Annotated in this window: 9 protein-coding genes; 6 read left to right on the top strand and 3 right to left on the bottom strand. The window is 74.1% G+C overall.

The features are described 5' to 3' along the window. The first annotated feature begins 28 nt into the window (after positions 1-28). The gene (locus WME89_RS02265) at positions 29-1,321 is read left to right on the top strand and encodes a radical SAM protein (RefSeq protein ID WP_438007645.1); all 1,293 of its coding nucleotides are present in this window, start codon (positions 29-31) and stop codon (positions 1,319-1,321) included. 431 nt (positions 1,322-1,752) lie between these two features. Next, positions 1,753-2,379, top strand: a complete 627-nt coding sequence (locus WME89_RS02260; protein ID WP_438007644.1) for a hypothetical protein — start codon at positions 1,753-1,755, stop codon at positions 2,377-2,379. 282 nt (positions 2,380-2,661) lie between these two features. Here the strand turns inward: WME89_RS02260 and WME89_RS02255 are convergent, their stop codons facing one another. Both WME89_RS02255 and ribD read right to left on the bottom strand, forming a co-directional pair. After that, a complete protein-coding gene (locus WME89_RS02255; RefSeq protein ID WP_438007643.1) occupies positions 2,662-3,627 on the bottom strand; it encodes a S1 family peptidase in 966 nt (321 codons plus the stop codon). A gap of 353 nt (positions 3,628-3,980) precedes the next feature. Then, positions 3,981-4,457: a bifunctional diaminohydroxyphosphoribosylaminopyrimidine deaminase/5-amino-6-(5-phosphoribosylamino)uracil reductase RibD gene (ribD, locus tag WME89_RS02250; protein ID WP_437756417.1), complete on the bottom strand. Its 477-nt coding sequence runs from the start codon at positions 4,455-4,457 to the stop codon at positions 3,981-3,983. A gap of 364 nt (positions 4,458-4,821) precedes the next feature. On the opposite strand from ribD, the gene WME89_RS02245 reads away from it, so the two are divergent. Further along, entirely contained in the window at positions 4,822-8,322 is a 3,501-nt protein-coding gene (locus WME89_RS02245; protein WP_438007642.1) for a PD-(D/E)XK nuclease family protein, read from the top strand. Between the two features lie 108 nt (positions 8,323-8,430). Here the strand turns inward: WME89_RS02245 and WME89_RS02240 are convergent, their stop codons facing one another. Beyond that, entirely contained in the window at positions 8,431-8,826 is a 396-nt protein-coding gene (locus WME89_RS02240) for a GFA family protein (RefSeq protein WP_438007641.1), read from the bottom strand. 68 nt (positions 8,827-8,894) lie between these two features. Between WME89_RS02240 and WME89_RS02235 the strand changes: the two genes are divergently transcribed. The 3 genes from WME89_RS02235 (at position 8,895) to WME89_RS02225 (ending at position 12,110) form a co-directional block, all read left to right on the top strand. Next, entirely contained in the window at positions 8,895-10,100 is a 1,206-nt protein-coding gene (locus WME89_RS02235; protein WP_438007640.1) for an ABC transporter permease, read from the top strand. A gap of 211 nt (positions 10,101-10,311) precedes the next feature. Then, positions 10,312-10,686, top strand: coding sequence for a BlaI/MecI/CopY family transcriptional regulator (locus WME89_RS02230; protein ID WP_438007639.1), 375 nt, complete (start codon positions 10,312-10,314; stop codon positions 10,684-10,686). A 2-nt stretch (positions 10,687-10,688) separates the two neighbouring features. Further along, positions 10,689-12,110 carry a M56 family metallopeptidase gene (locus tag WME89_RS02225; RefSeq protein WP_438007638.1) on the top strand — a complete coding sequence of 474 codons (1,422 nt, stop codon included), beginning with the start codon at positions 10,689-10,691 and terminating at the stop codon, positions 12,108-12,110. Positions 12,111-12,162 lie beyond the last annotated feature (52 nt).

Here is a 12,162-nt window from a genome sequence, read left to right as displayed (position 1 = left end):
GCGCCGGTGCGACGATGCGCGCCTTCTCATGGAGACGAACGGCAGCAGCGCGCCGGAAGCATCCCTCGATGATCCGCTCGAGCCGGGCTCCCGGCCGCACGTCCGCCTCGAGGATCTCGTGCGCGGGGCCGCCCGGGGGCCCTCGGGCGAGCGCGCGTCTGCCGGGCCCTCGGGCGAGCGCGCGTCTGCCGGGCCCTCGGGCGAGCGCGCGTCTGCCGGGCCCTCGGGCGAGCGCGCGCCCGAGGGCGACGGCGCCGCGGGCGAGCCGCTGACGGCCAGGCTCGCCCGCCGCACGGTGCGCGGCGCGCTCTACGAGCCGGGGCCCGAAGAGGGCTATCTCCGGTGCACCGCGTGCGCGCACCGCTGCGTCGTCGCGCCGGGGCGCGCGGGCGCGTGCGGGATCCGCTTCGAGCAGGACGGCGAGCTCCGCGTCCCGTTCGGCTATGTGGCGCGCCATTATGTGCGCTCGGTCGAGACGAACACGATCTTTCATGTACGCCCCGGCGCCAGGTCGCTCACCTTCGGGATGTTCGGGTGCGACCTGCGCTGTCCTTATTGCCAGAACTGGAAGGTCTCGCAGGCGCTGCGCGAGCCGGAGGGCGACGGCGAGCCGATCGACATGAGCGCCGCGGACCTCGTCGAGCTGGCCGTCGCGGCGGGCTGCGAGGTGCTCGCGAGCGCCTACAACGAGCCGATGATCACGGCCGAGTGGGCGCGGGCGGTCTTCACCGAGGCGCGGCGGCGGGGGCTCGTCACGGCGCTCATCTCGGACGGCAACACGACGCCCGAGGCGCTCGCGTACATGCGCCCGGTCGCGGACGTGTTCCGCGTCGACCTGAAGGGGTGGAGCGCGGACCAGTACCGGACGCTCGGCGGCCGCGTGGAGCCCGTGATCGCCGCGATCGGCGAGGCCCGGCGCCTCGGCTACTGGGTGGAGGTCGTGACGCTCGTCGTCCCCGGCTTCAACGACAAGGAGGCTGGCCTCCGCGCCCTCGGCGCCGAGATCGCCCGGGTCGACCTCGACATCCCCTGGCACCTCAACGCCTTCTACCCGCGTTACAAGATGCGCGACCGCGCGACCACCGACCCGGCGTTCCTGGTGGATGTGGCCGGCGTCGCTTACGCGCGCGGCATGAAGTACGTCTACGTCAGCAACGTGGCCGACAGCGTGCGCGAGCTCTCGCATACCCGCTGCCCGGGCTGTTACGAGGTCGTGGTGCGGCGGTTCAACTACGAGACGCAGGAGGTCCTGCTCTCCGGCGGCGCGTGCCCTTCGTGCGGGACGCGCGTGCCCGGCCTGTGGGGCCCGGCGGCCGCGTAGCGCTGCCCGGCCGGGCGTCCCGCGTTGACCGCTGCCGGCCGGGCTTCCCGTGTTGACCGCTGCCGGCCGGGCTTCCCGCGACGACGGCAGCCCGGGTATCCACGCGTCGCGCGGCAAAGCCATGTTGCGTCCGGACCAGATCCATCCCGCTTCAGGACGGTTTCGCCGCCGAGTCTGACCGGTCATGCGGACTACCTCGCTTGCAGGCCGCGCCGATTGCCCTGCTGGCCGGGAGGGCCGGGCTGGCTGGCCCACGCCGGACGCCCCGAGAAGCGCTCGATTCGACGGCTCCGCTGGCCGACTGGCCGGCCTGGCCGGCCAGTCCAGCTGGCCGACCGGCCGGCCAGGCCGGCCACTCCAACTGCCCAGTACAGCGCAGAAAGTTCGAACAACAATGCTTGCGATGGCGTGACCTATGGTAATTTCGGAGCATGGCATCGCCCTCTGAACGTCTCGCTCAGATCCTCACGGAAGGCCGGTTCGTCGCGGCTCACGAGCTCGGCGAAGAGAGCGCGGCGGCGCTCCACACGCACGCCAAGGAGAGGTATCTCGCGCTCGAGCCGACGATACCCCGGCTCCAGAGCAGCATGGATCGCAGGCTCTTCGAGCTCGGCCCGCCCGTGCTCGCGATCTACCAGGCGCTCCAGCACGATCTCGGGGTGGACCGGGCGCCGGCCCTGCGCCTCGCGGAGGACATGCTGCTCGCGTTCCACCGCAAGCAGCGGAGCCGGCACCCGTTCCTCGGGGCCGCGATGGATGTCGTGTCGCGGCTGCGCCCCGCGCGGCCCCTGCTCATGAGGAGCACGCCCGCGCGCGAGCCGGGCGGCACCCGCCTCGACAGGGCCGCCGGGGCCGGCGCGCTCCGGGCCGCCGGCGTTCGCGAGTGTCCGCTCGCGGCCTTCGCGCGGCGGCACGGGCTGCCGGAGGTCGTCGCCATGATCCGCCGCCTCGACGACCTCCAGGCGAAAGAGCTCGACGGCGCCGGGCTCCGGCGCGCGGGCACGCTCGACACGGGCGCCGCTCGGTTCGACTTCCGGTACGTGATGGCGAAGAAGTAGCGCCCTCCTCCGGCGAGGCCCCTCCCGGGTCCCCGCGCCTCCCGGCGCACAGCGCCGCTGTCTCCGCCTGCCTCCCTCTCTCTGCGTTCGTCCTCGCCCCGCCGCTGCGGAAGGCGGAAAACCGAGCCATCGTAAGCCGAACTACACCCTTGGGCGCATCGCCGGCAGCGACCCGGCCGACCCCGCCGACACGCCCTGAGCTCCGTCACGCCAGCAGACCCGCGGGCCGCGCCCGCGGGTCGTCACGGCGCCGTCTTCACCGCTCCTTCACCCCACCCCTCTTCACTGCTCCGGCCACCACTCCGGCGCGTCGTCGTCGGGCGCGCAGTCCGGGTCGACCGGCTGCACGCATGCCTGCGCGCAAACGCCGTCTGCGCCGCAGTGGTACTCGGCGCAGTCGGGATCGACGACGTCGGGGCCGGCGTCGCACGCCGCCTCGCAGCGGCCGTCGGCGCGGCAGGGGTTGTCCGCCTCGAACTCGTCGATCGTCGGCTGGATGAACCGGGAGATCTGGTCGAGATCCGTGCGCGCCTGCACCCCGTCGAGGGTGCAGGGGTCGTCGCCGAACGAGGTCACGCCCGCGTGGCGCTCGACGCCCCACCGCACGAGGAACGCCGGACCTCCGGAGTCGCCGCTGCACGTGTTCATGGCCGGGACCTGGTAATAGAATTGCGTCGCGTTGATGGTCCCCGGCGTCCCCCCGACCCGGGCGGGCCCGACCGCCAGGATCGGGAAGGTCACGACGCGGCGCGTGCCGAACCCCGTCCCGGCGACGCCGTCGGAGACCCCATAGCCGACGAAGGTGTAGTCCGGGCCGATGTACCAGCCGTTGTTGTCCATCGATTCGCGCAGGAGCGGCGCAGGCTGAACGGGCGCGTCGCTCTCCAGCTTGAGGAGGGTGAGGTCGTTCTCGAGGGTGGCCGGGTCGTAGCCGGGGTGCCGCTTCGACGTCTCGATCCGCACGCTCGCGGACCGCCGTCCGAGGCTCGGGCCGAAGTAAACCCGCGACAGCCCGCCATGGCAATGTCCCGCCGTGATCACGGTCCGCTGCGAGATCACCGTCCCGCTGCAGAACGCCCGGCTCCGAGTGCCCACGCCCACGACATAGGCGTGCGCTGTGTCCACAGCGCCTCCGACGATGCGTTGCCGGGACGTGAGCAAGGGTTGCTCGCCGTCGTCCCCGGCCAGCGTATCCGCGCAGCCGAGCGCGCCGAGGCACAGGATCGCGAACGGGAGAGCATTCTTCATACTGCTACCTTTCCGTCTAGAAATGATGTCTAGAGCGGTCGTGACGTGAGGGTGCGCACAGCGTCGCGCCACTCGGTTCCGCCGGTGAGCGGAGGGCATAACAATCGTGGTGCCAGCGCCGCGCGCGGTGAGCCTCCGAGTCGGACCCGGCGCGGCGGGAGATCTGGAATGGGGCGCGGGCGGGAGGATCTCGCCGGGCCTCTGGCCGGCCCCGGATGGCGGGGACGTTCACGAGGGGAGACGGCGGGGCCCCGCCGAAGGCGCGGCGCCCGCGAGGAGGGGAATCCGTGGAGCGGGGCGGTGCGCGGGCGGCGGCGCCGCGGGCGAGGTGTCCGCCGCGCCGGGGCGCGGCGTCAGGACGTCGGCGTCGCTCGAGCGGCCAGGGCGCTGCGCTCTGCCATGCTCGCGATGTAGACGCGGTTGAGCTCACGGCACGCGGGCTCGCGGACGCCGATGACGACCTCGATCCCGGCGCCCTCGAGGAGGGCCACGCCCTTGCCGGAGACGAGGGGGTTCGGGTCGATCATCCCGATCACGACGCGCCGGACGCCGGAACGGAGGAGCGCGTCGGTGCAGGGCGGCGTCCGGCCGTGGTGGCAGCACGGCTCGAGGTTGACGTAGAGCGTGGCGCCCTCGGCGCGGCCGTCGAGCTTGCGCAGCGCGTCGACCTCGGCGTGGGCCAGCCCGGCCCGCTCGTGGAACCCCTCGGCGAGGAGCTCGTCGCCGCGCACGATGACCGAGCCGACCATCGGGTTCGGCGCGGTGCGCCCCGCGGCGAGCGCGGCGAGCTCCAGGCAGCGATCCATCCAGCGCAGGTCGAGGTCGTTCACGCCGGCCTCGGGCCGCGACGGACCATGTAGGGGCGGCTGGCCTGCCTCGCCGCAACATCGCACAGCATGCTTCCGCCAGTATAGCGGAGACCGCCGGGCGGGGCAGCGACCGAGCAGCGCAGCACGCCGGCCCCGCCGGACATCCCGTCCAGCGCTCCGTCCGGCAGCCCCGCTCGGCGCCGCCGCGGGTTTCCTCCTCCTCCGTTCTGCTTCACACTCCGCGGGCGCCTGCACCGCCGTGCAGCGGTCTGCGCGGCCTCCGCCGCCTCCGCCGCTCCCCGGCGCCCCGCCGCGCCTCCCCAGCGACCTCGTGCCTCACGTCCTCATCACCTCCCCCAGCGCCGCCGCTCGCCTCGATCGGGCCGTGGGCTGGTTGCGCCGCCGGCTCCCCGCCGAGCGCGTGCTCCTCGTCGGCGCCTCGGTCGAGGCCGTCAGCGAGCTCGCCCGCTCGTCGCTCCGCGGCCGCCGCGCGACCTTCGGCTGGCACCGGCTCACGCTGGGGCGCCTCGCCGCCGCGCTCGCGATGCCGGCGCTCGCCGCGCGCGGCCTCGTCCCGGCCAGCGGGCTCGCGATGGAGGCCCTGTGTGCGCGCGCGATCGACGGGCTCGCGCAGGACGGGCTGCTCGGGCGCTTCGCCCGCGTCGCGGACCGGCCCGGGCTGCCGCGCGCCGTGGCGCGGACGCTGGACGAAGTGCGGCTCTCCGGCGTCGCGCCGGAAGCGCTCGCGCCGGCCGACCTCGATCGCATCGCCCACGCCTTCGAGGCCGCCCTGGACGAGGCGGGGCTCGCCGACCGCGCGCTCGTCCTGCGCCTCGCGGCCGAGCGCGCCCGGGCCGAGGACGGCGGCGACCCGCGCGCGAGGCACCCGCTGCTCGGGCTGCCGATGCTCCTGCTCGACCTGCCGGTGCGGTTCGCGCTGGAGCGCGAGCTCCTCGAGGCCGTGGCGGCGCGCTCTCCCGACGCGCTCGCCACCGTGCCCGCGGGCGACGCCGCGTCGCTGCGCCACCTCGAGGCGGCGCTCCGGTCGCCGCCGCGCCGGGTCTCGCTGACCGCTGTCTCGGCCGCGCACGACGGCGCCGGCGCGGGCAACGGCGTGGACGGCGGCGCGGAAAGCAGCGCGGACGACGGCGCCGGCGCGGGGGACGAGCCGCCGGGCGCGCCCAGCACCTCGCTGGCGCGCCTGCAGGAGCACCTGTTCAACCCGCTGACGGACGAGGCCCCCGGGCTCGGCGATGAGGTCGAGATCCTCTCCGCGCCCGGGGAGAGCCGGGAGTGCGTGGAGCTCGCGCGCATCGCGCTGCGCGAGGCCGGCCGCGGCGTGCCTTTCGAGCGGATGGCGATCCTCCTGCGCGCGCCCGAGCAGTACCGCGCGCACCTCGTCGAGGCGCTGCGCCGGGCCGGGATCCCCGCGTACTTCGCGCAGGGCTCGGTCCAGCCCGATCCGGCGGGCCGCGCGCTCCTCGCGCTGCTCGCGTGCGCCGCCGAGCACCTCTCGGCGTCGCGCTTCGCCGAGTACCTCTCGCTCGGGCAGGTGCCCGACCCGACGCCCGCGGGCGAGCCGCCGCCGGCCGCGTCCGAGGCCGACAGGTGGGTGCCGCCGGACGACGACCTCTTCCCCGAGCTTCTGCGCGGCGAGCTCGACGAGGACGCGCTCGAGGGTGATGGTGCGCCCTCCCGGGCCGGCGCGCCGAGCATTCTGGACAACCCGTTCCAGAATGGCGCGCTCCACGACGACCGCACCCCCTCCCCGGCCGGCGCGCCGAGCATTCTGGACAACCCGTTCCAGAATGACGCGCTCCACGGCGACCGCACCCCCGCCGCGGCGGGCGGAGACCCCGACGCTCCCGTACAGGACGGCACCCTGCGCGCCCCGCGGCGGTGGGAGCGGATCCTCGTCGACGCTGCGGTCATCGGCGGGCTCGACCGGTGGAAGGTGCGGCTCTCCGGATACGAGCGGGAGCTCCGGCAAGAGCTCTCGCGCGCCTCGGAGGAGCGCGACACCGCGCGCATCGCGCGGGCGCTCGCCGACCTCACGGCGCTGCGCGACTTCGCGCTACCGCTGCTCGCGGCGCTGCCGGGTCCGGGCGAGCGCGCGACCTGGGGCGAGTGGCGCCAACGACTCTCGGCGCTCGCGACGCGCGCGCTGCGGCGGCCCGAGCGGGTGCTCGCCGTGCTCGCGGAGCTCGCGCCGATGGCGGACGTCGGCCCGGTGGACCTCGGCGAGGTGCGCCTCTGCCTCGCGCACCGCCTCACCGATCTCGTGCTGCCGCCGGCCGCCCGCCGCGACGGGCGGCTGTTCGTGGCGCCGATCGAGGCTGCCCGCGGGCGCTCGTTCGACGTGGTCTTCGTGCCCGGGCTCGCCGAGCGGATCTTCCCGCAGAAGGTCACCGAGGACCCGATCCTCCGCGACGCGCTCCGCCGGGCGATCGCCGGCGGCGCCTCGGGCCTCGACACGAGCGACGACCGCGTCGCGCGCGAGCGCCTCGCGCTCCGGCTCGCCGTCGGCGCGGCCCGTCGCAAGCTCGTCGTGTCGTACCCGCGCGTCGACATGGACCAGTCGCGGCCGCGGGTTCCTTCGTTCTACGGGCTCGAGCTCCTGCGCGCGGCCGAGGGCAGGCTGCCCGGCTTCGGCGAGCTCGAGCGCCGCGCCGAGCAGGGCGGCGCCGCGCGCATCGGCTGGCCCGCGCCCGCGCGGCCCGAGGACGCGATCGACGCGGCGGAGCACGACCTCGCGCTCCTGGAGACGCTCTTCAGCCTGCCGGAGGAGCGGACCATCGGCACCGCGCGCTACCTGCTCGGCGCGAACCCGCACCTCGCGCGGGCGCTCCGGTTCCGGGCGCGGCGCTGGATCCCGGCCTGGACCAGCGCCGACGGCCTGTTCAAGCCGGTCGCGGAGGCGCGCGAGGCGCTCGCGAAGCACGCGTTCGGGCGCCGCTCGTTCTCGCCGACCGCGCTGCAGCACTTCGCCGCGTGCCCCTACCGGTTCTTCCTCTACGCCGTGCACAGGCTCGCGCCGCGCCCGGCGCCCGAGGCGATCGAGGAGCTCGATCCGCTCCAGCGCGGCCGGCTCGTGCACGACGTGCTCTACGAGGTGCTGGTCGCCCTCCGCGACGGGGGCAAGCTGCCGGTGAGCGTCTCGACGCTCGACGAGGCGCGGGCCGAGCTCGACCGGGCGCTCGACCGCGTGGCCGCGCGCTACGCGGACGAGCTCGCGCCGGCGATCCAGCGCGTCTGGGACGACGGGATCGCGTCGGTGCGGGCCGATCTGCGCGAGTGGCTGCGGCGCGCCGCGGAGGATCGCGACTGGGAGCCGCTCCATTTCGAGCTGTCGTTCGGGCTGCCGCGCCGCCTCGCCGCCCGCGACCCGGGGAGCTCGGACGAGCCGGTGGAGCTCGACTGCGGCGTGCGGCTCAGAGGGTCGATCGATCTCGTCGAGCGGAGCGTGTGGGGCGCGATGCGGGCGACCGACTACAAGACGGGCAAGGCCCGCGCGCCGCGCGACGCGGTCGTGAGCGGCGGCGGCACGCTCCAGCCGGTGCTCTACGCGCTCGCGCTGGAGAAGCTCATGCCGCCGGGGACGCAGGTCGAGTCGGGGCGGCTCTACTACTGCACCTCGGCCGGCGGGTTCACGGAGGTGCCGATCTACCTGGACGCGCGGGCGCGCGAGGCGGCCGAGCAGGTGGCGGGGATCATCGGCGACGCGATCGACAGGGCGGCGCTCCTGCCGATGCCGGCCGAGGGGGCGTGCGCGCAGTGCGATTACCGGCCGGTGTGCGGGCCTTACGAGGAGCTCAGGACCGGGAAGATCAAGCGGCGCGACATCGATCAACGGCGCCGGCTGGAGCAGCTCCGCAGGCTGGCGTGAGCGCCAGCATCGCGCTCAGGCGCCCGCGCCGACGGGCGCGCGCGATCGGCGATATCCATCACCCAGGATCGACAGGAGCGCCCGACGCTCGCGAGCCTGAAGGCCCGCTCACGGCCGGTCGCCCACGTGCTGCTCCGTGTCCGCCAAGGGGGGCAGCCAGCGCTCGCGGCGCCTGATCCAGAGCTCGTAGGTCGGAGCGAGATCCGTGGGCGCGTCGTCCAGACATCCCAGCTTGATCTCGACCTCCCCCGCTTCCTCCTGCGGCGAGAAGAGCCGTGATCCGCACGTCGGGCAGAAGCTGCGTCCCTCCCAGCACCTCGTCTCGCCCGTGGACTCGAAGCTCGCCCACGGCCACACGGCGTACGGCATGAAGACGCCGCCCGTCTCCTTCCTGCACGAGGTGCAGTGGCAGATGCCCACGCGGATAGGCTCGCCACGAAGGAGAAAGCGCACCGCGCCGCACGTGCAGCCGCCGCTCCGGACACGCTCGGATCCAGCTTCCATATCGCCTCCACGCCAGGGTGTGGCGCGCATCATAGCCGGCGCCGCGCGCGCGTTCTATAGACTCCCTCATGCACAGCAAGATCGCTTTGCCCCCCGCCCTGCTCGCGCTGGTGGCGGCGGGCACGGGCTGCAACCTCATCTTCGGCATCGAGCCTGGCACGGAGGCGCCCGCGTCGTCGTCCTCGACGGCGGCGAGCCCAGCGTCCGGCAGCGGAGGCTCCGCCGCGCCGACGTCGGGCTCCGCCGGCGGCGGCGGGGCAGGCGGCGACGCGGGCGGCGGGGCAGGCGGGGCAGGCGGGGCAGGCGGGGCCATGCCCTCGTGTGCCCCGTCGAGCTGCACCGCGGGCTCGTGCCCGGTCACGCAGATGCCGGGAGATCTCGGGATGAACCCCAAGGGCATGGTCGTCACCGAGGACGCCGTGCTCCTGGCGAACGGCGAGGCGATCATCGCCATCCCGAAGGACGGCGGGGCCGCGCGCGCGCTCCCCGGCACCCCGGGGTTCGGGGACGCGGCCTGGGTCACCTACTCCGGCGGGCAGCTCTCGTGGAACAACTGGAGCAACGGGAACGTGCTCGGGATACCCATCGATCCGCCGAGCTCGAGCCCGATCCAGATCGCCGAGGTCCCGGAGGAAGGAGGCCAGGTATACCCATCGTACGGCCGGATCGCCTCGTTCGGCGACAGCGTCTACTGGGTGACCCAGGTGCCCCAGGCGGTGTGGCGGGCCAAGGCCGACGGCAGCCAGCGGCTCGCCGAGCAGGTCGCTTCCGACGGCAACCCGATGGGCATCGCCGTCGACGCGACGCACGTCTACTGGTCGGACTACCTCGCGAGCCAGATCCTCCGCAAGACGAAGGATCCGCTCGGCGCGACCGCCGAGGTGTTCGCAGAGACGAACGGCAACCCCACCGAGGTACTCATCGCCAAGGGGGTCGTGTACTGGGTGACCGACAACAACGGCGCGGTCCAGTCCAAGGCGACGAACGCGGCGCTCGACGACCCGCCCTTCACGTACACCGTCGATAACGGGGCCATCCCCAAGTCGGTCGCCGTGGACGACGAGTTCGTCTACTGGACCGTTCAACAGAACAGCCAGGGTCAGGGCGAGGTGCGGCGGGCGCACATCGGCAAGGGCGATATGGTCACCTTGACGACGGGGCAGCCCTACTTCTTCGAGATCGCCATCGACTGCGGGTCGATCTACTGGACCATCAACAACCTCGAGGACGACGAGGAAGCGATGGTGTTCACGATGCCGAAGCCCGCGAACTGAGCGCCTCGACGGCGCGCCGCCTCGAGGCGGTCCTGAACCGAAGACCGGGGCCCCGCCACGCGAAGGCCGCGCTCACGACGCCACGGGGATGCCCCCGGGCGGCCGGCTGCGGCGTGGGAAACGCTCGGCGTATCGAGGTGGCGCCCTGCCAGAGCCACGACGACTACATTTGTCGTTGACAGCCCGGCGACCATGGACGACACTTGTAGTCGTGGGAACGGGAACTCTGACGGATCTGCAGCTCGCGGTGATGAAGGCGCTCTGGGAGGTCGGGGAAGGTACGGTCAGCGATGTCCTCTCGGCGATGGCGAAGGACGGGAGGGCGCTCGCGCCCACGACGGTGGCGACCTTGCTCCAGCGGCTCAGCAAGCAGGGCTGGGTGGAGCATCGCAGGCACGGCAGGCAGCTCGTGTACCGCGCGCTGGTGAGCCAGAAGGAGGCCGCCAGGGGTGTGCTCCACCGCGTCGTGTCTTCGTTCTTTGGCGGCAGGGTCTCCGCCCTCACGGCGCAGCTCCTGGAGTCGGAGGAGCTCAGCCCCGAAGAGCTCGAGGAGATGCGCCGGCTGCTCGAGGAGAAAGGGGCCTGATCGTGGCGCTCCACCTGCTGGTATGGCCGGGCATCGAGCCCGGCACGGCGGCCTTCTGGCTGGCGCTGCTGCTCACCTACTCTATCCACGCCGCGGTGTGGGCCGGGGCAGCGGGGCTGCTCGCTCGCCGTGGATCCCTCTCGGCCTCGACGCGACACCTGCTCTGGAAGATGGCCCTGCTCGGGCCGATCGCGACGACGCTGCTCGGCGCAGCGGCGCCATGGGGATCCGAGCGCGCGCCCGGGGAGCCGCCGTACTTCCAGGAGATCTCCGTCCTATCGCTCGATGACGCGCCCGCCCCCACGGCGCCTGTCGCGGCGCCGCAAGGCGGAGAGTCGACCCGTGAGGGCGCTGTCGCCGGCTCGCCGGCGTCGCGCGCGCCCCTGTTGTGGCGCCTGCTCGCCGCGTGCGGAGCCGGGGCAGCGGCGCTGGGACCGCTGCGGTTCGCCGGCTCGGCGCTGCTGCTGTGGCGCAGCCTCCGCGGGCGCAGAAGGGTGCAGGACGCGCGGCTGCTCCAGCGCCTGGAGCGGATGCGCAGCCGGATCGGGCTGCGCCGGGTCGTGCTGACCGAGAGCGCCAGCGTCGGCAGCCCCCTGGTCATCGGAGCCTCCGAGGTGTGCATCCCGCTGGCGAGGCTCACCGCCCTCGCCGACGCAGAGGTCGACGCCGTGCTCGCCCACGAGCTCGCCCACATCGAGCGTGGCGATGGGCTCTGGTTTCCGGTCGCCGGGCTCGCGCAGTCGCTCCTGTGGATGCAGCCGACCAACCACTGGGTAGCGTCTCGCTTCCGTGAGACCGCCGAGCTGGCCTGCGACGACAGGGCCGTCGAGCTCACGGGCGACCCTCGGGGCCTGGCGCGCGCGCTGGTCCAGGTGGCCGCCGGCGCGCTGCTCTCCGACCGGCGAGCGATGGTCCCGGCCATGGCGCGTCCGGCGAGCGCGCTCCTCCCGCGCGTGAAGCGCCTTGTGGACGCGGGGAGTCGAGCTCGCCTCCGGGCGAGCCCACGGGGACGGCGGTGGGCGATCGCGGGCCTCGCGGCGTCCGGGATCGCGGCCGCTGGCCTGAGCGTCCAGGTGGCGCGCGCGCGGCCGTCGCAGCCCGCCGGAGACGCGGGCGCCGGGCTCGCGCGGAGCCCCGACGCTGCGCCCGGCGCGACGGCAGCATCGCCCCCCGACGCAGCGGCGATGAGCGAGCACATGGCCGAGCTCACGCGCCGTGAACAGGAGATCGAGGCGCAGCTCGGGGAAGCGCTGCGCCTGCCCGGCGCGGAGCACGAGGGCACACAGGCCTCGGCGCTCGTGCTCGAGCTGCGCCAGGGGCTGCGGCACGCGCGCGCCGAGAGGGCCTGGACCGAGGAGCGCTTCATCGACGGATCGGCGGCGTGGGAGAGGCGCCTCGGGGCCTCCAGCAGCGCGCCTCGATAGCGCGCTGCGCCCGCGGGACGAACCTACCCAGAACAGGAGCAGAGATGTCGAT

This window comes from Sorangium sp. So ce321, assembly GCF_051530195.1.
In the GTDB taxonomy this organism is placed as follows: domain Bacteria; phylum Myxococcota_A; class Polyangia; order Polyangiales; family Polyangiaceae; genus Sorangium.
The sequence above is the reverse complement of the archived record's forward strand: the minus strand, read 5'-3'. Positions and strand labels throughout refer to the sequence as shown.

Coding starts and splice junctions, on each gene's coding strand:
- WME89_RS02265 (WP_438007645.1), top strand. CDS start 29: ATGGAGACGAACGGCAGCAGCGCGCCGGAAGCATCCCTCGATGATCCG.
- WME89_RS02260 (WP_438007644.1), top strand. CDS start 1,753: ATGGCATCGCCCTCTGAACGTCTCGCTCAGATCCTCACGGAAGGCCGG.
- WME89_RS02255 (WP_438007643.1), bottom strand. CDS start 3,627: ATGAAGAATGCTCTCCCGTTCGCGATCCTGTGCCTCGGCGCGCTCGGC.
- WME89_RS02240 (WP_438007641.1), bottom strand. CDS start 8,826: ATGGAAGCTGGATCCGAGCGTGTCCGGAGCGGCGGCTGCACGTGCGGC.
- WME89_RS02235 (WP_438007640.1), top strand. CDS start 8,895: ATGCACAGCAAGATCGCTTTGCCCCCCGCCCTGCTCGCGCTGGTGGCG.